The 20,488-nt window shown below is 71.7% G+C and carries 24 protein-coding genes and 1 pseudogene; 17 read left to right on the forward strand and 8 right to left on the reverse strand.

The genetic code is table 11. The annotated features are described in order from the left end of the window. Window positions 1-33: 33 nt before the first annotated feature. Entirely contained in the window at window positions 34-510 is a 477-nt protein-coding gene (locus ACQP00_RS28325) for a hypothetical protein (protein ID WP_433200194.1), read from the reverse strand. A gap of 85 nt (window positions 511-595) precedes the next feature. Here ACQP00_RS28325 and ACQP00_RS28330 point away from each other — a divergent pair, with 85 nt between their 5' ends. Next, window positions 596-964 (forward strand): response regulator, encoded by a 369-nt coding sequence (locus tag ACQP00_RS28330; protein ID WP_433200197.1) that lies wholly within the window; start codon window positions 596-598, stop codon window positions 962-964. Here the strand turns inward: ACQP00_RS28330 and ACQP00_RS28335 are convergent. From ACQP00_RS28335 to atzF, 3 genes are all read right to left on the reverse strand, one after another. Then, on the reverse strand, window positions 930-1,586 hold the full coding sequence (locus ACQP00_RS28335; protein ID WP_433200200.1) for a response regulator transcription factor: 657 nt from the start codon (window positions 1,584-1,586) through the stop codon (window positions 930-932). The two genes, ACQP00_RS28330 and ACQP00_RS28335, sit on opposite strands and share 35 nt — an antisense overlap. A 122-nt stretch (window positions 1,587-1,708) precedes the next feature. After that, window positions 1,709-3,445, reverse strand: coding sequence for a sensor histidine kinase (locus ACQP00_RS28340; protein ID WP_433200203.1), 1,737 nt, complete (start codon window positions 3,443-3,445; stop codon window positions 1,709-1,711). A gap of 174 nt (window positions 3,446-3,619) precedes the next feature. Next, window positions 3,620-5,224 (reverse strand): allophanate hydrolase, encoded by a 1,605-nt coding sequence (gene atzF / locus ACQP00_RS28345; protein ID WP_433200206.1) that lies wholly within the window; start codon window positions 5,222-5,224, stop codon window positions 3,620-3,622. 440 nt (window positions 5,225-5,664) lie between these two features. Between atzF and ACQP00_RS28350 the strand changes: the two are divergent. Next, a pseudogene (locus ACQP00_RS28350) lies at window positions 5,665-5,760 on the forward strand (IS5 family transposase); the annotation flags it as partial. A gap of 345 nt (window positions 5,761-6,105) precedes the next feature. Then, window positions 6,106-7,176, forward strand: coding sequence for an IS110 family transposase (locus ACQP00_RS28355; protein ID WP_433200209.1), 1,071 nt, complete (start codon window positions 6,106-6,108; stop codon window positions 7,174-7,176). A 96-nt stretch (window positions 7,177-7,272) separates the two neighbouring features. On the opposite strand, the gene ACQP00_RS28360 is transcribed toward ACQP00_RS28355, so the two are convergent. Continuing rightward, the gene (locus ACQP00_RS28360) at window positions 7,273-7,407 is read right to left on the reverse strand and encodes a hypothetical protein (RefSeq protein ID WP_433200212.1); all 135 of its coding nucleotides are present in this window, start codon (window positions 7,405-7,407) and stop codon (window positions 7,273-7,275) included. Window positions 7,408-7,555: 148 nt separating this feature from the next. On the opposite strand from ACQP00_RS28360, the gene ACQP00_RS28365 reads away from it, so the two are divergent. From ACQP00_RS28365 to ACQP00_RS28375, 3 genes are read left to right on the forward strand one after another with little or no spacing between them, the layout of a single operon-like run. Next, a complete protein-coding gene (locus ACQP00_RS28365) occupies window positions 7,556-8,926 on the forward strand; it encodes an RNA-guided endonuclease InsQ/TnpB family protein (protein WP_433200214.1) in 1,371 nt (456 codons plus the stop codon). Next, complete coding sequence (locus ACQP00_RS28370; protein WP_433200217.1) at window positions 8,884-9,159, forward strand: RidA family protein; 276 nt, start codon at window positions 8,884-8,886, stop codon at window positions 9,157-9,159. The genes ACQP00_RS28365 and ACQP00_RS28370 overlap by 43 nt, the downstream gene beginning before the upstream one ends. Then, on the forward strand, window positions 9,156-9,584 hold the full coding sequence (locus tag ACQP00_RS28375; RefSeq protein WP_433200220.1) for a hypothetical protein: 429 nt from the start codon (window positions 9,156-9,158) through the stop codon (window positions 9,582-9,584). The genes ACQP00_RS28370 and ACQP00_RS28375 overlap by 4 nt, the downstream gene beginning before the upstream one ends. On the opposite strand, the gene ACQP00_RS28380 is transcribed toward ACQP00_RS28375, so the two are convergent. Further along, window positions 9,560-9,946 (reverse strand): winged helix-turn-helix transcriptional regulator, encoded by a 387-nt coding sequence (locus ACQP00_RS28380; protein ID WP_433200223.1) that lies wholly within the window; start codon window positions 9,944-9,946, stop codon window positions 9,560-9,562. The two genes, ACQP00_RS28375 and ACQP00_RS28380, sit on opposite strands and share 25 nt — an antisense overlap. Before the next feature lie 43 nt (window positions 9,947-9,989). Between ACQP00_RS28380 and ACQP00_RS28385 the strand changes: the two genes are divergently transcribed. Beyond that, window positions 9,990-10,355, forward strand: a complete 366-nt coding sequence (locus tag ACQP00_RS28385; RefSeq protein WP_433200226.1) for a DoxX family protein — start codon at window positions 9,990-9,992, stop codon at window positions 10,353-10,355. 34 nt (window positions 10,356-10,389) lie between these two features. Beyond that, window positions 10,390-10,572: a hypothetical protein gene (locus ACQP00_RS28390; protein WP_433200229.1), complete on the forward strand. Its 183-nt coding sequence runs from the start codon at window positions 10,390-10,392 to the stop codon at window positions 10,570-10,572. 64 nt (window positions 10,573-10,636) lie between these two features. Here the strand turns inward: ACQP00_RS28390 and ACQP00_RS28395 are convergent, their stop codons facing one another. Then, window positions 10,637-11,050 carry a YkvA family protein gene (locus tag ACQP00_RS28395; RefSeq protein ID WP_433200232.1) on the reverse strand — a complete coding sequence of 138 codons (414 nt, stop codon included), beginning with the start codon at window positions 11,048-11,050 and terminating at the stop codon, window positions 10,637-10,639. A gap of 25 nt (window positions 11,051-11,075) precedes the next feature. After that, window positions 11,076-11,630 (reverse strand): Chromate resistance protein ChrB, encoded by a 555-nt coding sequence (locus tag ACQP00_RS28400; RefSeq protein ID WP_433200235.1) that lies wholly within the window; start codon window positions 11,628-11,630, stop codon window positions 11,076-11,078. A gap of 202 nt (window positions 11,631-11,832) precedes the next feature. Here ACQP00_RS28400 and ACQP00_RS28405 point away from each other — a divergent pair, with 202 nt between their 5' ends. The 9 genes from ACQP00_RS28405 to ACQP00_RS28445 all read left to right on the forward strand — a co-directional run bounded on the left by ACQP00_RS28405 (window position 11,833) and on the right by ACQP00_RS28445 (window position 20,460). Continuing rightward, a complete protein-coding gene (locus tag ACQP00_RS28405) occupies window positions 11,833-12,753 on the forward strand; it encodes a TerC family protein (protein WP_433200238.1) in 921 nt (306 codons plus the stop codon). After that, window positions 12,753-13,787 carry a DNA glycosylase AlkZ-like family protein gene (locus ACQP00_RS28410; protein ID WP_433200241.1) on the forward strand — a complete coding sequence of 345 codons (1,035 nt, stop codon included), beginning with the start codon at window positions 12,753-12,755 and terminating at the stop codon, window positions 13,785-13,787. Before ACQP00_RS28405 ends, ACQP00_RS28410 begins: the two co-directional genes overlap by 1 nt. A 185-nt stretch (window positions 13,788-13,972) precedes the next feature. Then, on the forward strand, window positions 13,973-14,698 hold the full coding sequence (locus ACQP00_RS28415; RefSeq protein ID WP_433200244.1) for a hypothetical protein: 726 nt from the start codon (window positions 13,973-13,975) through the stop codon (window positions 14,696-14,698). Window positions 14,699-14,755: 57 nt separating this feature from the next. Beyond that, a complete protein-coding gene (locus tag ACQP00_RS28420; protein WP_433200247.1) occupies window positions 14,756-15,307 on the forward strand; it encodes a hypothetical protein in 552 nt (183 codons plus the stop codon). 73 nt (window positions 15,308-15,380) lie between these two features. Beyond that, window positions 15,381-16,586, forward strand: coding sequence for a histidine kinase (locus ACQP00_RS28425; protein ID WP_433200250.1), 1,206 nt, complete (start codon window positions 15,381-15,383; stop codon window positions 16,584-16,586). Continuing rightward, complete coding sequence (locus ACQP00_RS28430) at window positions 16,571-17,218, forward strand: LuxR C-terminal-related transcriptional regulator (protein WP_433200253.1); 648 nt, start codon at window positions 16,571-16,573, stop codon at window positions 17,216-17,218. The genes ACQP00_RS28425 and ACQP00_RS28430 overlap by 16 nt, the downstream gene beginning before the upstream one ends. 20 nt (window positions 17,219-17,238) lie before the next feature. After that, window positions 17,239-18,708 (forward strand): sensor histidine kinase, encoded by a 1,470-nt coding sequence (locus ACQP00_RS28435; RefSeq protein ID WP_433200256.1) that lies wholly within the window; start codon window positions 17,239-17,241, stop codon window positions 18,706-18,708. Between the two features lie 108 nt (window positions 18,709-18,816). After that, window positions 18,817-19,926 (forward strand): TRAP transporter substrate-binding protein, encoded by a 1,110-nt coding sequence (locus ACQP00_RS28440; RefSeq protein ID WP_433200259.1) that lies wholly within the window; start codon window positions 18,817-18,819, stop codon window positions 19,924-19,926. Window positions 19,927-19,947: 21 nt separating this feature from the next. Then, window positions 19,948-20,460, forward strand: coding sequence for a hypothetical protein (locus ACQP00_RS28445; RefSeq protein WP_433200262.1), 513 nt, complete (start codon window positions 19,948-19,950; stop codon window positions 20,458-20,460). Window positions 20,461-20,488 lie beyond the last annotated feature (28 nt).

The following is a 20,488-nucleotide window of genomic DNA, read 5'->3' on the forward strand; positions in this document are numbered from 1 at the left end:
GACGGATGAACGCGGCCCGCGTTTGATACAGGCTCAGCAATTGATGTCGAAGTCGATCCCGGCCGAGCCGACATTCGTCTCGTACTCGAACTTGACACTGAAGGTCCGCCGGTCCGCCGGGTACGTGCCGCGGATCCTGACCACGACGCTCGCGCCGGCGGCGAGGGTGCCGGTGGCCGGGGTGACGGTCACGCTGCCGCCCGGCTCGACGACCCGCGAGGTCCAGGTGACCAATCCGTTCGCCGCGACCAGCTGCAGCTCGGTCTGAATGTCCGAACAGGACACCCGCTGCCGGGTCTGCGCGGTGCTGCGCGAGGACAGCGTTCCGGTCTTGGCGGCCTTCGTGGTGGCCTTGGCCTGCGGCGTGGTGGCCTTGGCCTGGGGATTGGTGGCCGTGGTGGCCGGCGCGGGCCGTTCGGGTTCGGGCTGGGTCTGCGGTTGCGGCTTGCTCGTGAACCCGCAGCCGAGCAGGAGCACGGCGGCCACGGCGGCGGCGAGGCGGACCTTCATGCGCCCCACGATCGCGGCCCGGCCGGTCGCTGTCGTCAGGGCTGGCACGGATGACAGCGCGCACGGACCCGGTCATGGTGGCCCGATGAGGCCCCGGGTGCTGATCGTCGACGACCACGCCGGGTTCCGCCTACTGGCCCGCACGTCCCTCGAGGCCGCCGGCGGCACGGTCGCCGGGGAGGCCGCGACCGCAGCCGAGGCCCTGCGGTTGCTCGCGACGATTTCGCCTGATGTGGTACTGCTCGATATCCGCCTCCCCGACGCCGACGGGTTCGCGGTCTGCCGGGCGATCCGCGCGCTGCGGCCGGCGGTGCGGGTCGTGCTGTGCTCGGTCCACCCGGTCGCCGACTACGGTCCCGCCTACGCCGAGTGCGGCGCCGACGGCTTCGTACCGAAGGACGAATTCACGGCGGACAGGGTCATGCGCGGGCCTGGCGGAGTCGCTGGTACATGAGCACCGCGAGCACCCGCTGGTGGGTGTCCCGCTCGTCCTCGATGCCCAGGGCGCGGTAGACGGCGCGGGTGTGGGTCTCCACGGTACGGTCGTTGATGCCGAGCCTGGCCGCGATCGCGCTGTTGCTCAGCCCGTCGGCCATCAGCTCCACGACGTCGGTCTGCCGGTCGGTGAGCGCGCCGAGGCCGGCCGGGGCGCGGCCGCGCAGCAGCAGCGCGGAGATCTCGGGGTCGACGACGCAGCCGCCGCCCGCGATCCGCCGGACCGCGCCGAGCAGCCCGTCCTTGCCGCTGACGCGCTCCTTGAGCAGGTACCCGACGCGGTGCATGCCGCCGGCGACGAGCGTCATGAAGTACTCGGCCTCGACGTACTGCGACAACAGCAGCAGCCCGATGCCGGGGTCGCGGCGGCGGATCTCCACGGCGGCGTGCAGGCCGGTCGGGCCGGGTCCGGGCGGCAGCCGGATGTCGATGATGGCGACGTCGGGCTTCGCCGCCCGCACGGCCTGGGCGAGCCGCGGCGCGTCGGGGGCCTCGGCGACCACGTCGACGCCCTGGTGCTTGAGGTGTTCGACGAGCAGTTCACGGTACAAGTGATGGTCTTCGGCAATGACGACGCGCATCACGTCACGCTCCGGACGCGGGCAGCACCGCGGCGACGGCCGTGCCCCGGCCGGGCGGGCTGGGGACGGTGAGCAGTTCACGGTACAAGTGATGGTCTTCGGCAATGACGACGCGCATCACGTCACGCTCCGGGCGCGGGCAGCACCGCGGCGACGGCCGTGCCCTGACCGGGCGGGCTGGTGACGGTGAACGTGCCGCCGACGGCGTGGACGCGGTCCTGCAGGCCGAGCAGCCCGCGACCGCCGTCCGGGGCCGCGCCGCCGGTGCCGTCGTCGGTGACGCGCACGTGCAGGGCCGTGCCGGTGTGCCGCAGCACCACCTCGGCGCGGCTCGCGTTTCCGTGCTTGAGGGTGTTCGCGAAGGCCTCTTTGACCAGCAGATACACGGTGTACTCCACGGTCGGCGCCAGCCGCGGCACGTCGAAGCCGGTCAGCGTCACCGGGATCGGCATGGTCGCGGCCAGGGAGCGCACCGCCGGGCCGATGCCGAGGTCGGTCAGGGCGGCGGGGCGCAGGCCGTGCGCGATCTCCCGCAGTTCCCGGGTGACGTCGCGCAGGGCCTGGTCGCTGCGGCGCAGGGCGTCGAGGGCGGGCTCGTCGGCGGTACCGTCGAGGCGGTGCACGGCTTGACTGAGGTAAGCGGCGGCGACGGCAAGATTTTGTTGGGCGCCGTCGTGCAGGTCCTGGCCGAAGCGGCGGCGCTCGGCGTCGGTGGCGGCCACGATGCGCTCCCGGGAGCGTTCGACCTCGGCTAGCATCGCCCCAGCGAGTCGGTGACGTTCCAGCGCGACGGCGGCCCCGGCGACCACAGCGTCGAGCCGGACCGGGTCCTCCCGCAGCGCCGGATCGTGCACCAGCAGGCCGAGCGGCCGCCCGTCGAAGTCGATGCGGGTGGACGTGCGGGGTTCGTCGGCGTCAGGGGGTACCAACGCGGATCCTTCGGCATCGAGGTAGCGCTGCGAGGCGGGGTCCCACACGCCGACCTCGACGGTGTCGTCGCGCAGGCTGCGGCGCAGCAGGGCACGCAGGGCCGGGACCGAGGCGCCGGCCGGGGTGGCGAGCTCGACGAGGAGTTCGTCGACGCGGGTCGGGCCGATCCGCAGCCGCAGCACCCCGGCGAGGAAGCCGAGCGGCAGCAGGCAGCACCACGCCTTGTACGCGAGCAGGACCGCCTGGCCGCTCGGGCTGTCGTAGCCGGCGACGCCGCCGACCGCGGTCGCGAGGGCGCCGCCGACGCCGGTGATGAACACCGGGGCGAGGATGAGCCGCATCGGTGGGCCGGCGGTGAACCAGCGGCGCACGAGCACGACGAGGACGCCGACCGCGACGATCCCGCCGCCGAGTTCCATGCTGTCGGCGACGAACTGGCAGAAGCCGGGGTTGTCCCAGACCATGAGCAGGTTCGGCGGTTTGGTCTGGCCGCGGCTGGCCGGGTTGTAGAACAGCATCCCGAACGCGGGCCACACCACGGCGACCACGTAGGACAGTGCGGCCAGGGTCCGCTGGACGCGGGTGGTGAGCCGGCCGGTCGGGTACGCGAGCACCAGGTGGGCGCCGAGCGCGGTCGACACGTGCGCGCACAGGCCGCCGACGGCGAAGATCCACGGTACCCACGAGAACTGCAGGTCCTCGGCGAACCAGCCGGTGCCGTAGAGGACCATGAGCAGGCCGACGCGGTTGCCGGGGCGGCGGCGGTCGGCGACGAGGCCGGCGGCGAGGAACGCGAACCCGGTGATGCCGCCGAACACCAGGTCGGCGGTGGGGTGGGAACCGTCGGCGGCCTTGAGGGTCAGGCCGGTGACCCCGACGGCGGCGCCGGCCGCGGCCACCACCGGGACCAGCGCACGGTACCAGCGCATGGCGGGGATTGTCGTGCACCCCGGCGGTCCCGTGCCTGCGCCCGACGGAAATCCGTCAGAAGGCCCGCGCTTTCGGGCGGTCCCGTGAGCCGCGGCCTCGTCAGACGGCCTGCCGCCACCCGCCCGCCGCGCTGATATCCGTGCCGTCGCGGATTCCGTGTTTCCTCGGCCTCGTCAGACGGCCTGCCGCCACCCGCCGGCCGCGCTGATGTCCGTGCCGTCGCGGATTCCGTGTTCCTCCGCGAGGAAGCCGAGGATTTCCGTGCCGTCGTCGAGGGTGATCCGGCCGAGGCCGAGCGGGGCGGGCACGGTGTCGAGCAGCGCGCCGACGGCCGCCCGGGGCAGCCGCCACAGTTCGAGGGCGATCCCGCCGGCCGGCCCGTCGCCGGTGCGGACCAGACCCGGGCGGGGCACGCCGGGGCCGGGGAGCCGGAACAGCCGGTACCCGGCGGCGGTGCGCGCCCGGAATTCCAGCGCCGCCCCGAGCGCGGCGAGTTCCCCGTTGAGCGGCAGCCCGGACATGTGCGCCCCAACCACGGCCACCAGCGTCGTGCCCGGTTCCTCACGCTGTTGGATTTCCTCCCCGGTCCACCGCGCGGCCAGGTCGAGCAGCGGCCGGTCGGCGAACGCGGGCCCGATGAACTGCACCCCGAACGGCAGCCGGTCGGGCCGGTGACCGGCGGGCACGGCGACCGCACACAAATCCAACAGGTTGACGAAATTGGTGTACGTCCCCAGCCGCGCGTTGACCGCCACCGGCTCCGCGGCCACGTCGGCGAACGTCGGGTGGCCCGGGGTGGTGGGCAGCAGGAGGGCGTCGATGCCGTACCAGAGCGGCTCGGTCGCCTGCCGGAACCCGGCGAGCCGGTCGAGGCCCGCGAACACCTCGGCGCCGGTGACGTCCCTCCCCGGCGTGACGACGCCGCGCACGATCGGGTCGGCGTGTGCTCCGGCGGCTTCGAGGAGATGGCCGAAGCCGTTCCAGCGTTCGGCGAGCCAGGGCCCGCCGTACAGCAGCGTGGCGGCGGCCAGGAAATCCGCGATCGGCACCGGCACCAGCCGCCCGACCCGGGCCGCGTGGGCGAGCGCGGCCTCCCAGGCGACGGCGTGCAAGGGGTCGAGGTCGATCGGCCCGTCGGGGACGCCGATGACCCGCGGCCGGGCGGCGACGTGCGCGGGCAGCCGCGGCGGGGCGGCCCGCGACCACGGATCGTCCGGGTCGGGCCCGGCGAGGATGTCGAGGGCCTGGCGGGCGGCGACGACGGTGCGGGTGAACGTACTGACGCAATCCAACGACCGGCAGGCCGGCAGCACTCCGGCGGCGGAGACCAGCCCCCGGGTCGGCTTGAACCCGACGATCCCGTTGAACGCGGCGGGCACCCGCCCCGACCCGGCGGTGTCGGTCCCGAGCGCGAGCGGCACCTCCCCGCCGGCGACGGCCAGGGCACTGCCGGAACTGCTGCCGCCACTCACATGGGCGGCGCTGAAGACCGAACCGCTCATCCCGTACGGGCTGCGGGTCCCCACCAGGCCGGTCGCGAACTGGTCCATGTTGGATTTTCCGAGCGGCACGGCGCCCGCCGCCTCCAGCCGCCGCACCGCGGCCGCCGACCGTGTCGCGACCCGGTCCTCGAGGGCGGGGCAGGCGGCGGTGGTGGCGAGCCCGGCGACGTCGATGTTGTCCTTGACCGCGAACGCCTGCCCGTGCAGCGGCCCGTCGGGCGCGTCCCTGCGCCGCCGCTCGACCTCGGCGGGACCGAGGCGGCTGATCCAGATCATGGCTGTAATGGGACCACCGCCGTGTTTCCCGCGCGTGAATACTGATCCGGTGATCGAACGCCGCAATCCGCCGGGCGCGCACGCGACGGCCGGCTACTGGAATGCGGGCGAGCGCCCTGGCCATTAGGCCGAGCGCGCAGACCCATGCTGGAAGGGGCCGCCAGGCCGAGCAGAACCGTATCCCGGGCGGTTCTGCTGCTCAATGTCCTGTTGCACAATGCTCAGCGATGCCCCGCCAGCGGAGTCCCCGAAGTACGGGCCCGGCCGGAGTCTATTGGCCTGATAGTGATTGTGCACGAGATCAGAGGGCCCTGTCGCAGTCGGCGTGACTAAGGCGTGTTTGGTAAGCCATCTGATCGTCGGTGTGGCGGTGGTCGATAGATGGGGAGGTCTCCGGTAAGTGGGTTAGCGACCAAGCAAACCTTCATACCGGAAACCTCGTGGCCAGCGTAGCGGTGACGAGGCGGCACGATCTCACCGACGCGCAGTGGGCGGTCTTGGCCGTGGTGCTGCCTGCGGCGTCGGGCGGCCGTCCGCACGCCCTTTGACCCCGAACGCTACAAGCAGCGCCACGCCGTGGAGTGTGGCATCAACCAGCTCAAACGCAACCGTGGCATGGCCACCCGCTTCGACTGTGAGGATATTGATGGGTCGCCTCGGAGCCTTGGCCTGACCCGCGCTTCGACCGGCCGGAACGTTCGTGCCCTGAGTTTGATCTGTCGGCCCAGGCTCCGAGGCGACGCGCTGCCACCGGACCGGCCGACGTGTCTCAATAGGGGCCTTGCTGCGAACAAGGCACCATCACAGTCCTGACCGCCCTGCCGGCCCGGTGACGGCCCATCCGTTCCCGAGCCCTCAGGAGCCGACTGACCATGTCCAGCATGCCCGACCGCACCGCTGTCAGTCACGATCCCCACGCGGCTGAGGTTATTCTCGGCGTCGACACGCACAAGGATGTGCACGTCGCGGCAGTGGTGACCACGATGGGCGCTCTGGCCGGCACCAGAACCTTCCCGATGACCACGTCCGGCTACCAGCAACTCCTGCGCTGGGCGCGAACGTTCGGGCCGGTGCGACGCGCTGGTGTTGAGTGCACCGGTTCATACGGAGTTGCGCTGACCCGGCACCTTCACCAGGACGGCGTCGAGGTTATCGAGGTCAACCAGCCCGACCACGGCGAACGGCGCCGGCGCGGCAAGACCGACGCCATCGACGCCGAAGCCGCAGCCCGCGCAGTGCTGGCCGGCCGAGCCACCACCCTGGCCAAGTCCAGCGACGGGCCAGTGGAGATGCTGCGCATGTTCCGACTGGCCAAAGACTCCGCAACCAAGTCCCGCACCCAGGCGATCAACCAGCTCAAGGCCGTCCTCGTCCGCGCCGACCCAGCCCTGCGCGACGCGTTTTCCGGACTCAGTCTGGCCAAGCTCATCCGCCGATGCGGTGAACTGCCGACCGGAACACCGACTGACCCAGCCTCAGCAGCGGCCTACACGCTGCAGCTGCTGGCCACGCGCGTGGCCCAACTCACCACGCAGATCGAGGAGCTGACCGCCCACATCAGCGAAGCGATCAGCGCCCACACGCCGGCTCTGCTGCAGCAGTACGGCGTCGGACCAGATACCGCCGGCGCGCTCCTGCTCGCCATCGGCGACAACCCCGAACGCATGACCAGCGAAGCCGCCTTCGCCGCCCTCTGCGGCGTCAGCCCCATCGAAGCCTCCTCGGGCAAGACCCAACGCCGCCGCCTCAACCGAGGCGGCGACCGCCGCGCAAACTCAGCCCTCTACACCATCACCATCGCCAGACTCCGCTGGGACCAACGCACCCGCGCCTACGTTGAACGACGCACCAACGAAGGAAAAACCCGCCGGGAAGCCATCCGGTGCCTCAAGCGCTACATCGCCCGCGAGCTCTTCCAACTCATCACCCGGACCCAGCCCTCAACCGCTTGACATCCATAGGGGCATCAAGCTTGCCGTGCGCTACCAGGCCACCGTCATCCTCTGCGCGATCGACGAGTGGCTCTGACGCGACCTACCAAACACGCCTCAGTCGTCTGTGAGCGGGTTGACCGGCCGGGTCGCGGCCGCCTTGGGCGGAAGGTTGACAGGGAGGTGCGCATGGTTGTTCTCGCCGTTGAACCCGGCCACTTCCGCCTCGAAGTCACGGCGCAGGTCGCGCATGACGCTTTCCATCCTGGTCGGGTGCCGATCGCTGAACACCTTGTGCGGGAGCTTCGTCCCGTAGTCCACCTGGGCGTGCAGCGCAGCACATCTGTCGGTCGGTCTGGACGTTTCGCGTTCTGCTGTCGGCCGTTGGTACGGTGCGCGGGTGCAGCTTCGCTACAAGTACCGGCTCTACCCGGACACCGCCCAGCAGGAGGCGCTGGCGCGGGCGTTCGGGTGTGCTCGGGTGGTGTTCAACGACGGGCTGCACGCACGGCAGCAGGCGCGAGCCGAGGGACTGCCGTACATCTCGGACGGAGACCTGTCGAAGCAGGTCATCACCCGGGCCAAGGCGACCACGGAGCGGGCATGGCTGGGAGACGTCTCGTCGGTGGTGCTCCAGCAGGCCCTCGCCGACCTCAACACCGCGTACCGGAACTTCTTTGCCTCGGTTACGGGCAAACGTAAGGGCCGCAGGGTGGCACCGCCCCGGTTCCGGTCTCGGAAGAACGGCCGGCAGGCCATCCGTTTCACCAGGAACAGCAAGTTCAAGGTCCTCGGAAACGGTCGGCTGCGCTTGCCGAAGGTCGGGGACGTGGAGGTGCGCTGGTCGCGCGGCCTGCCGTCCGAGGCCAGCTCGGTCACCGTCATTCGGGACGCGGCCGGACGGTACTTCGCCTCGTTCGTCGTGCACACCGCCCATGAGGAGCCGCTGCCACCGGCCGACTCCGAGGTCGGCATTGACCTGGGCTTGACGCACTTCGCGGTCATGTCTGACGGCACGAAAATCGCCGCGCCGAAGTTCCTGCGCCGCGCCGCCCGCAAGCTCAAACTGCTGCAACAAGCAGTCTCGCGCAAGCAGCGGGGCAGCCAGAACCGCAAGAAGGCCGTCCTCAAGCTCGCCAGCGCGCACGTGCGGGTGGCCGACACCCGGCGCGACTGGCAGCACAAACTGTCCACGACGTTGATCCGCGAGAACCAAGCGGTGTACGTCGAGGACCTGTGCGTCGCCGGTCTCGGCCGGACCCGCCTAGCCAAGTCCGTGCACGATGCCGGCTGGGCGGCGTTCACAGCCATGCTGGAGTACAAGGCCAGCCGGTACGGGCGCACCTTCGCCAGGGTGAACCGGTTCCTTCCCAGCACGAAGATGTGCTCGGACTGCGGCCGGATCACCGGCACGATGGCCCTGAACGTCCGAGCATGGAGCTGCCCGTGCGGCAGCACCCACGACCGGGACGTCAACGCCGGGAAGAACGTGTTGGCCGCCGGACAGGCGGACAACCCAAACGACCGTGGAGCGCAGGTAAGACCGGGACTCGTCCCGGCACCGCGCAGCGAAACGGTAACCCACCCGGACGCCGCGCGGTCCACGCACAGCGTCGAGGGAATCTCCGCCCTTTTGGGCGAAGAGGATGTCAAAGCCACCTCACCGTCTCCGCCGCCGGCCGGCTCGCGCATCTCGCCGGCCAGTGCCCCCTGGACCTCGACGGCGCGGTGGTCGGCGTCGGCGACCACGCGGCCCAGACCGACCAGGTGATCGCCAACTGCCTGGCCGTCCTCGCCGCCGCCAGCGCCACCCCGGCCGACGTGGTCCGCTCCGTCATCTACGTCGTGAGCGCCGAGAGCGCGGTGCTGTCGGCGGTGTGGCGGCGGCTCAACGACTCCCCGCTCGGCCCGGCGTTCACCTCGGCCAGCACCCTGCTCGGCGTCGCCGCGCTGGGCTACGAGGGCCAGCTGATCGAGGTCGACCTGACCGCCGCCCTGCCGTGACCTCGCACGGTGCTGGGAGTGAGCTCGCCCTGCGCGACTGGCTCCGGCCGCGGCTCACCCCGGCGATGCTCGACGACCTCGCCCGCCGCGACCACGGCATGCAGGTCGACGCCCACCGGGCCGCCCTGCGGGAGCTGCTGCTCGTCAAGCACCTGCCGACGGAGCTGGACTGGACCCCGCGGGAGGTCCTCGAACTGGCCTCCCACGGGGCGCCCCCGCTGGTACGGCTGTTCGCGTGCACCGTCCTCGTCCGCGCCGGCGCCCTCAACCCGGCCCGCATCGTCGCCGGCCTGGTCGACGAGGCCCGCGCGCTCGGACCGGACGCGGCCGCCGCGGCCGCGGACTTCCTGACCTGGTGCCGCGACCACGAGCCCGACGACGAGCTGCGGCCGGTGCTCGCTCAGGCCCTGGCCCGGCTCGCGTAGGCGGCGCGGCTGCTCTCGATGTCCGGCCCGTGCTCGCTCGCCCAGCCGGCCAGCGCGAGGGCGGGCGCGATCAGGCTGCGGCCGAGGTCCGTCAGGTTGTACTCGACCCGCGGCGGCACCTCGGCATGCACCGTCCGCGCGACGAGCCCGTCCCGCTCCAGGTTGCGCAGCGTGAGCGTCAGCATGCGCTGGGAGATGCCGGGAATCTGCGCCTGCAGGTCGGTGAAGCGCACCGTGCGCTGATCGAGGGTGGCGACCACGAGCAGCGTCCACTTGTTGCAGATCTGGTCGAGAATGGGGCGGATCGTCCGCCCGCCGTCGCCGCGGATCAGGCACAGCTTGCTGGGGTTGGGCACATACATGTTCCTTTTGTACGCCCCGATTCCGTGCCCCATCATCGGTCCCATGGAGCTTGCGTACTGGATTCTCGGCGGACTGCTCGCCCTCTTCTACGTCTACGCCGGCGGCAAGAAGGTCGTGCAGCGCCGCGAGCAGCTGCTGCCGATGATGGGCTGGGTCGATACCATGCCGATGCCGCTGGTACGGACGATCGGCGTCCTCGAACTGCTCGGCGCCCTCGGCCTGATCCTGCCCCCGCTGACCGGCATCGCCCCGCCCCTGGCCCTCGCGGCGGCCGTCGGCCTGGTGCTGATCCAGGTCGGCGGCATCGTCACCCACCTGCGCCGCGGCGAGGCCAAGCTCATCGGCCTCAACATCGGCCTGCTGCTCGCCGCCGCCGTCACGGCCTGGCTCGCCACCGTTTGGCTCTGATGTTCCGGCACCGCGCGGTGCCATACTCCCCCGCATGAAACCCTCGGTCCAGTCCTTGACGCTGATGATCGCCGGCGGCGTCTTCATCCTCATCGGGCTGGCCGCATCGGTCGGCATGCTGAAATCCCGCTTCGCCATGGTCGTGGCCATCGCCGTTGGCCTGGTCCTGCTGACCGTGGGCGTCAGCCTCTACCTCCGGCCCCTGGCGTCGCATTGACGGTTCGTATCAGCGTGTCCACTCTGGACAGATGAGCTGATTGCGTCGGCTCTTCGCGTGCCGGTCAGCCGACTTCGCGGAGGCCGGCGAGGCGGCATACGGCCGCGAATCCATCGTCGGTGCCCGGCCAATGCGCGCGGACGGCGTCGAGGCCCGCGCGGCGGACCGTCGATCGTAGGACGGCTACGACGATGATGGCGTCGTCGGCGTACCCCAGCACCGGGATGAAGTCGGGCACCAGGTCGATCGGCATCGCGAGGTACACGAGGAGCAAGCCAAGCCGGACGCGCACGCCACGCGGCAAAGACCGATCGGCGGCCAGCCGCCGCAACAGCCGCAACAGGTCGGGCAGCAGCCGGAGCGCCTCGACGAGCTGGGCCATGCCGGGCCTGGCGAGGAGCAGCGCGGCGATGAGCGCGAGCCAGATGACCGCCAGCGCGATTCCCAGGCTGATCAGAACCTGCCACCACCACGCCATGCCGGTGTCTCCTCTCGCCGGCGGGTCAGGGCCGGGTGCCGTCGCCGGTCTCGGCCGCCACGGCGGCGGCTTCGAACTCGGCCAGGGCCTCGGCGCATTGGGCGATCGCGGCCTCGGCCTCCGCCCGGCCGGTGGCGCCGAAGTAGTCGCGGGCGGCGATCTTGGCGATCCAGGTGCGGAACCGTTCCAGGTCGGCCTCGGACTCCTCGACCTCCGCGTACGTCGCGCGGCCGCGGACGGTCTCGGCGGCCAGCTCGGCCAGCAGCGATGGAGTCCGTTCCAGGATCTCGCCGTACTCGGCGTCGCGGGCCACGTTGAACTGGTCCACGACGCTGGCCAGCTCGCGCGGGTCGGCGAACGTGACGGTGAGGACCTGGCCGGTGCCGCCCTTGGCCAGCACCTGCCCCACGAGGCGGCGCACCTGGCGGGCGATCTCCTCGCGGGCCGGGAGCAGGCACACCGATTGCTGCAGGTACAGGGCGCCGAGCGCGCGCAGGTTACGCCACACGGTCACACGCAGGCCGGAGGTGCCGCCGGCGGTCGAGACCGAGATCAGCAGGAAGGGCTCGGCATCCACCACGCAACGAACGTAACACGACAGCGCAACGGTCGTTGCATCCCATTGCCGTGAGCGCACTCCAAAGGTGCGCACGTCGGGGAGGTCACACCGCGCCTCGTGTCCTAGGAAACTAGGAACTGACACTCGGACTGCGCAGGAGGTCTGGTGGGCGCGCTGCTCGGGTATCCAAGGACGGGAGTATCCGCTGTTAAGGTGGTGCGTCGTGACCGTCTCCGCCTGGGTCTGGGCCGTGACGCTGGCCGGCGTGGGCGTGATGCTCCTGGTCGACCTGGCGATCGTCGCCCGCCGGCCGCATGAGCCCTCGATCCGGGAGTCGTCGATCTGGGTCAGCGTGTACATCACGCTCGCGCTGCTCTTCGGCCTGTTCGTGCTGCTCAAGTGGGGCCGCGACCCGGCCGGCGCGTTCTACGGCGGCTGGCTCACCGAGTACAGCCTGTCCGCCGACAACCTGATCGTATTCGTCATCATCATGGCCCGGTTCCGGGTGCCGCGCGAGCAGCAGCAGCGCGTGCTCATGGTCGGCATCCTGCTGGCCCTGGTCCTGCGCGGGGTGTTCATCGCCGCCGGGGCGGCCGCCATCAGCCGGTTCTCGTGGGTGTTCTACATCTTCAGCCTGTTCCTCGTGTACACCGCGGTGCGCCTGGTCACCGACGGCGAGCCCGACGGCGACGGATTCAAGGAGAACCCGCTCGTCCGCTGGTCACGGCGGGTGCTGTCGCCGACCGTGGTGGTGCTGGTGGCGATCGGCACGACGGATCTCATCTTCGCGTTGGATTCCATCCCGGCGGTGTTCGGGCTGACGTCCGAGCCGTACCTGGTGTTCACGGCCAACGTGTTCGCCCTGATGGGCCTGCGCCAGCTGTACTTCCTCATCGGCGGGCTGCTGGACCGCCTCGTGTACCTGTCGCTGGGCCTGGCCGTGGTGCTGGGCTTCATCGGCGTGAAGCTGTTCCTGGAGGCTCTGGCCGACAACTCGCTGCCGTTCGTCAACGGCGGCGAGCCCGTGCACTGGGCGCCGCACATCGGCATCCCGCTCTCCCTCGGCGTCATCATCGGCACCCTCGCCGTGACCACGGTCGCCTCGCTCATCAAGTCCAAGCGCGACGCCCGGGCGGACCGCTGATGCTGACCCTGTCCCGCACCGACGCCCGCCGCCTGGCCGTGCGGGCCCAACTGCTGGAGAACCAACGCCCGACCGACATGTTCGAGGTCATCCATCACCTGGCGGAATTGCAGAACGACCCGACGGCGTACGTGGCTCGCAACGCCGACCTCGTCCTGTGGACCCGCCTCGGCTCCGCGTATGAGCCCTCCGACCTGCGCGACGCCCTCGACGAGCAGGCGCTGCTGGAGTTGCAGGGCATGATCATGGTGCCGGGCGACCTGGCGTTGTACCGCGCCGAGATGGAGGCGTGGCCGACGCAGGACTGGCAGGAGGGTCTGAGCGTCTGGGTCGAGGCGAACACCGGGTGCCGTCTCGACATCCTGTCCCGGCTGCGCACCGACGGCCCGCTGACCGTGCGCGACCTGCCGGACACCTGCGACGTACCGTGGCGGTCCTCGGGCTGGTCCAACAACCGCAACGTGGGCCGGATGCTCGACGCCATGGTCCAGCGCGGCGAGGTGGCGGCGGCCGGCCGGCGGGGTCAGGAGCGCCTCTGGGACCTGGCCGAACGCATCTACCCCGATGAGATCGTCCCGTTGGACGAGGCCCGGCGGATCCGCGCCGAGCGCCGCCTGCGCGCGCTGGGCATCGCCCGCGGCGGCCCCGCCGGCGAACCGGCCGTGGTGGAGGGCGTCCGCGGCGAGTGGCGGGTAATCCCCGAACTGTTGGATACCGCCTTCCACGGCCGCACGGCGTTGGTTTCCCCGCTGGACCGCCTCGTCTACGACCGCAAACGCATGACCGAACTGTTCGAGTACGAGTACCAGCTGGAGATGTACAAGCCGGCCGCCAAGCGCCGCTGGGGCTACTGGGCCCTGCCGATCCTGCACGGCGACCGCCTCATCGGAAAGCTGGACGCGGCCGCCGACCACCGCGCCGGGGTGTTGCGCGTCGATGCGGTCCACGAGGACGCGCCGTTTTCCAAAGCCCAGGCCGCAGCGGTACGGCGTGAGCTCACCGCCCTCGCCGCCTGGCTTCACCTCGACCTGTAACGCCTCGCGCGGTGGTCCGCGGAAGGTCTCACCGTCCGTGCGAGTCCGCGGGCCCTCGGCGCTCCTTGTGCGCCCGCCGGTTCCGCTCAGCAGTACAGGCCCGGGCGGGCGTCAGCTCTCCTGACTGGCCTGGACGAATAGCCGGTGCTGGAAAGCCGCCCCGGGCACGGCGGTACAGTCGGCGCGTGGCCACGGTCCGGGTAACCTTCGTCGATGCCGCCAGCGGCCAGCCGTTCGCGCGCTCCGAGATGCCGGCGGGGCAGCTGCCGGAGAGCTTCGCGGCGCAGACCACGCTCCAGCTCGGCGAGGACCAGTGGATTGTCGAGCGGGCCGAGCCCGAGACCCGGGCCGAGGCGACCGCCCGCGGGCGGATGGTGCTCACGCTGCGCCGGGTCGAGATGATGGCGCCGCAGGACATCCTGTACTCGCTGCCGACGCTCTGCGCCGAGCTGCCGCCGCTCGCCGATCAACCCGCCGGGGCCGATGCGCTGGTGTTGCACGAGGACGACTGGCGGCAGGTCGAGCTCGCGTCCCGCGCGAACGCCGCTGCGGTCGACGGCGAGCTCGCGGCGATCCGGCGCATCTTCGCCGAGCACCGCCGGGGCGCCGGGTTCGACCAGATCCACCTCCGGGAGATTGCCGCGATCAGTGAGCCGCTGCCGTCCTGGGCGCAGGTCCAGGCGAACCTCCCGCGGCCCGAGCGGGAGCTCGGCGGGGTCCGGTTCCGCGACGCCCCCAACCGCGTCGCCGGGTCGTTCGCGCTCGGATACGGGGCCGGCGCGGTCTGCTACGGCATCGTCCAGCGCGAGCGGGTCACCGTGCTCGGGCTGATCGGTACGCCGCCGGTCGCCGGCCTGGCCCGCGCCCTCGACCTCGTCGTCGTCGACTGGTGCGGCGCCGGCCGCGAATAGCTCACCAAGAGGCGTTGATCACGTGGCAAACCAGGCCTCGGCGGGCATGATCAACGGGTGGGTGCTGTGCGCGATGACGGGCTGGTCGAGGTAGGAGCCGGCGGCCTCACCGTCGTCGTGGGAGGGGCGGCGCCGGCGAGCCTCAGCCTGTACAAGCGGCAGGCTGAACTTGTCGAGGACTTCCCGGGTGCCCAGACCGATGGCTTCAGCCTCGTCGCCGTCCGCGACGAGGGGGACTGGCCGCGGCTCGTCGTCACGCAGCGCTACTCCCCTGCCGGGGGCGGATTCGCGCCCGGGGTCCTGCTCGTGCCGAAGCGCCGGCAGGTGTTCATCGGGGCCGGCTCCCGCCTCCTGGCCTATGAGGCACGAGGCGGGACCTGGCGGCGGCAGTGGGAGGACCGCGCCGAGGGCGGCTTCTGGCAGTGGCGGCGGCACGGGAAGACCGTGCTCATGAGCGCCGAGCTCGAACTCGCCGCGTGGACGTGCGACGGCCGCAAGCTGTGGTCGACGTTCGTGGAGCCCCCATGGTCGTACCGCGTCGACGGCGGCACGGTCACGCTCGATGTCATGGGCGCGGTCCGCACCCTGGAGTTGCGCACCAGCCGGTGAAACGCCCCGGGGCAGCGGTGGTGGGTCCAGCCCCACTCGTCCGGTGGCCGCCGGCGGGTGCACAGTAGGGCGCATGAAGGTGATCGTGGGCTTCTGGCGGTCCTGCCTGGTCGCCGCCGTCACGCTGCCCGTCGCGGCGGTCTGGGCCGGTGCGGTGTTCGTGGCCTTCCTGTGGCGGCAGAGCCCCTGGTCGTGGTTCGCCCCCGCGGTGTGGGCGGTCGCCGGGACGGTCCTGCTGTCGCGCCCTGTCTGCCATTGGTACCGCACGCTGGTGCGACGCTGGACCGGCACGCGCATCCCGCCGGGGTACCGCGAGCCGGCCCCCATCACCCGCCTGTCCACCGGCTACTGGTGGAACGGCCACTCCTACGAGCGTAGCCGCCGCCGCGCCGAGCAGGACCAGCGCTTGCGGGGATGGTTGACCGATCCGGCGGTACGACGGGACCTGCGTTTCGCCCTTCTCGCGCCCTGCACGGCGGGCGTCGTGTGCGCCGTCCCGCCGGTCGCGCTGGGCCTGGCGTTCCTCGGCGGCTGGTGGCTGCTCCTGGTGCCGGTCGCCGCGGCCACGGCCCCCTTCGCGTGGCGGGTCGCCGCGCCGGTCGGCCGGCGGTTCCTCGGCCCCACGCCGGCGATGCGCCTCGCGGAACGGGTCGACCAGCTCACGGCCCAGCGCGCCGACACCACGGTCGCGCAGGCCGCCGAGATCCGCCGCATCGAGCGCGACCTGCACGACGGAGCCCAGGCCCGCCTCGTCGCCCTGGGCCTGTCCCTGGCCACCGCGGAGCGCCTCATGCGCACCGATCCAGACCAGGCCGCAGCGGTACTGCGCGACGCCCGCGCCGGCGCCGCCACGTCCCTGAGCGAGTTGCGCGAACTCGTCCGCGGGATCAGCCCGCCGGTGCTGAACGAGCGCGGCCTGGTCGACGCGGTCCGCGCCTTCGCCCTCGACTGTCCCCTGGAGACTACCGTCGACGCCCCCGAATCGGTCCGGCTGGACCCGCCGATCGAGGCCGCGGTGTACTTCGGCCTGGCCGAACTCCTCACAAACGCCGTCAAACATGCCCGAGCCAAGTCAGCCACGGTCGCCTTTCGCCTCGACGCCGCGGCCCTCGTCGTGGAGGTCACCGACAACGGCCGCGGCGGTGCCACGATCCCGGCCGAGGGCGGGCTGGCCGGCCTGCGCCGACGGCTCGCCGCGTTCGACGGGACCCTCCAGGTCGCCAGCCCGCCCGGTGGACCGACCCGTGCGACAATGACGGTGCCATGCGAATCGTCGTAGCCGAAGACCTGTACCTGCTGCGCGACGGCATGGTCCGGCTGATCGAGGCCTTCGGCCACACGGTCGTCGCCACCGCCAGTGACGGCGAGGAGACCCTGGCCGCGCTGCTCGCCCACCGCCCCGACGTCGCCGTGGTCGACGTCCGGATGCCGCCCGGCCAGTCCGACGAGGGCCTGCGCGCGGCGCTCGCGGCTCGCCGGGCCGTTCCCGGCCTGCCGATCCTGATCCTGTCGCAGCACGTCGAACAGCTCTACGCCCGCGAACTGCTGGCCGACGGGGTGGGCGGCATCGGATACTTCCTGAAGGAAAGCGTCTTCGACGCCGACCAGTTCATGGACGCCCTGGAACGCGTCGCGGCGGGCGGAACGGCGATGGACCCGCAGGTCATCGCCCGGCTGCTCGGCAGCGGCTCCTCGCAGCGGCTGCTGGACGGGCTGACGCCGCGGGAGCTCGACGTGCTGCGGCTGATGGCCGAGGGCCTGTCGAACCAGGCCATCGGGGCGCGGCTGTTCCTGAGCGAGAGCGCGATCAGCAAATACACGACATCGCTCTTCGGCAAGCTCGGCCTGAACGACGACGACACCACCAACCGCCGCGTCCTCGCCGTGCTCGCCTACCTCAACAACCCCTGACCACGTCGAACGGTCTCCACATGTGGGTTTCGGATCTGATCGCCGGTCTGGTCCTCATCGGCGTTGGGCTGTGGGCTTGGCCGGCCCGGCGGGCGACCGGCGCGCTGCTGGCGTTGACCGGGATCGGCTGGTTCGCCGGCAGCGTCGAATCGGTGGCCCTGTACTGGCATCGCGGCTTCCTCATGCATCTCCTGATCACCTACCCCGGCTGGCGACCGCGCACCGGCGGCGCCGCGGCCGTCGTGGTGATCGGCTACGGGTTAGCCCTCAGCCCGATCTGGCACGACGACCTCGCCGCGATCGGCCTGTCGAGCCTGTTCCTCTTGGTCATGGTCACGGAGCGGGCCCGCACCGGTAGGCGGCTGCGGGCCGTGGCGCAGCGGGCGGGAATCGCCTTCGGTGGTGTGGTGGCCGCGGCGGCGGCGGCCCGGCTGCTGGTGCCCTCCGGCGGTGCCGCCGTGCCGGTACTGCTGGCCTACGAGGCAGTGCTGGGTGTGCTCGCGGCCGGGCTGGCGGCCGGGATCCGGTGGCGCGGCGGGCCGGCCGTCACCGACCTCGTCGTGGACCTCACCGAGGGTCGGCCCGGCTCGCTGCGCGACGCGTTGGCGCGGGCCCTCGGGGATCCGTCGTTGCAGTTCGGCTACTGGCAGCCCAGCCCGGGCCGGTATGCGGATTGGGCCGGCGAACCGATCGCCGTGCCGCGCGGCGGTGCCGAGCAGTCCGTACGGTTCATCTCCCGCAACGCCGAGCCGTTCGCGGTGCTGATTCACGACCCGGCCGCACTGCACGACCCGGCGCTGTCGGCGGCGGTGGAGGCGGCGATCAAGCTGAGCGCGTCCAACGCGACGCTGAACGCACAGCTGCGCTCCCTGGCCGACGAGGTCGCGGCATCCAGGCGACGGCTGGTGCGGGCCGGCGACGAGGAGCAGCGGCGGCTCGAACAGCGCCTCCACACGGGGCCGCAGTGGCGGCTGTCACGCGTCCGTGAACTCCTGCGGACCGCTGGCCCCGGCCCGCAGACCGGTCAGGCGCCGGCCCTGCACCGCGCACAGCGGCAGCTGGAGCAGGCGGTGGAGGCGTTGACGGCCCTGGGTCGCGGGCTGTATCCGCGGGAGTTGGACGACGGATTGGCCGGTGCGTTGCGTGCGCTCGCCGACCGGTCCGGCGTCCCGGTGCGGCTGCGGGTGCCGGCCGGACGTTTCCCCGCCGAGGTCGAAGCGGCGGCCTACTTCCTCTGCTCGGAGGCGGTGGCCAACGTGGAGAAGCACGCCGCGGCCTCGGTGGCCGTGATCGAGATCGACGAGCGGGCCGGAGGCCTGGCGATCGTCGTCAGTGACGACGGGGCCGGCGGGGCCGACGTCGCGCGGGGACGCGGTATCGCCGGCCTCGTCGATCGGATCGAGGCGCTGGGTGGCCGGCTCACGGTCGAGTCGCCGCGGGAGCGCGGCACCCGGCTGGTCGCGCGGATTCCGCTCCAGCACGTTTCCTAGCCGGACGCGTCGTGGCTGGCCACGATGTCCCCGGCGGCGGCGCTGCGTACCGTCGGACCCGCTCGGGGCACGAGCGGTCGCGCACATCGAGGACTGGTGGTGGCGAGCATGGCATCGCGTACGGGGCGAGGCCTGCGCCGGCTGGTGGCGATCGCCGTGGCCGGCACGGTGACGGCCTGCACCGGCTGGGGCGGGGACAAGGCCGGCGGACCGGGCGCGCCGGTCGTGTTGTCGCTGGCCAACGGCTACTCGAATCTGTCGTACGAGCCTTCCGTGGCGCGGTTCGTGGAGCGGGTGGAGCAGGTCTCCAATGGCGCGCTGCGGGTCCGTCCGGCCGACGGCTGGGGCGGGTACGCCCCCGACTTCGAGCAGCGGATCACCCGGGACGTGGCGTCGGGCCGGGCCGATCTCGGCTGGGTCGGCACCGGCGTGTTCGACACCCTCGGCGTGGACAGCTTCCAGGCCTTGACGGCGCCGCTGCTGGTGGACAGCTACGCGCTGGAGCAGGTGGTGATCGACAGCGAAGTACCCCGGAAAATGCTCGTCGATCTCGGGCGGCTCGGCGTGGTCGGCGTCGCCGTCCTGCCCGGCGGTCTGCGCAAGCCGATCGCGGTGCGGCGGCCGCTGCTGGCGCCCGCGGACTGGCAGGGCATCACCTTCCAGACCTTTCGCTCCCGAGGACGTTCCCGGGCGATCAGTGCCCTGGGCGCCGTGCCGAGCGACGCGTTCGGCTCGCTCAATGACGGGATCGTGCGCGGTGAGATCCAGGGCTTCGACAAGAGCCTGCTCGCATTGCAGATCAACGCGATGGCCCCGCGGGTGCCGTACGTGACGGCCAACGTGAACCTCTGGCCGCAGCCGGTCGCGCTCCTGGCCAATCCGGACCGGCTGGCCGGGCTGACCGACCGGCAGCGCGGCTGGCTGCAGCGGGCGGCCCTGGACGCCGCCGCCGGCTCGGCCGCCCTGGCCGACCGGGACGTCCAGCTCGTGGCTGAGGCCTGCGCCTCGGGCGCCCGCTTCACCGACGCGTCCGCGGCCGACATCGAGGCGCTGCGATCGGCCTTCGAACCGTTGTACCGCGAACTTTCCGAGGACCCGACGACGAAGACGGCGATCGAGCGGCTGCGGCAACTGCGGCAGACCACCACGGCTGAGCCGCCGCTCGTCATCCCCCCGGGCTGCACCGGCCCGGCACCGGCCGCGCCGAGTCCCGCCTGACCGACCGAACGGAGCGCGGCTGTGCCCAACTCGACCTATCGAAGGAACCATCCGCTGGCCGTGATCATCACCCTCGCCGTCCTCGGCACGACCGCCTGCGACAGTTCGGACGGCGGCCCGGCCCCGGCGCCGGTCGTCGCCACCACGGCCGCGGCCGGGGCGACCGGCCCGGACGCCACGACCCGCAAGTTGGAAGGGATCTACCGGTGGACGTTGACCGATGAGGACGCCCTGGCCCACGGCACTCCCAACGACCAGACCCAGACGGCCCTCGAGCACGACTTTCCCAGCACCATGACGGTGACGCTACGTAACGGGACATGGTCGATGGAGCAGACGACCTCCTCGGACCTCTACGGCGGCACGTACGGGGCGACCGCCGACCGGATCACCTTCAACTGGCCGGCTGAACACAGCGTCCTGCTCTTCACATACGCGTTCGACGGCGGCAAGCTGACCCTGCGGGCGATGGAGCCGATGGACGCCGGGGACCGGTTCGTGTGGAGCACGAACCCGTGGACCCGGATCGGCTGAGCGGCCGGGTGACGCGATGACCAGGTGA

This window comes from Dactylosporangium sp. CS-047395 (assembly GCF_050942185.1).
Taxonomy (GTDB): domain Bacteria; phylum Actinomycetota; class Actinomycetes; order Mycobacteriales; family Micromonosporaceae; genus Dactylosporangium.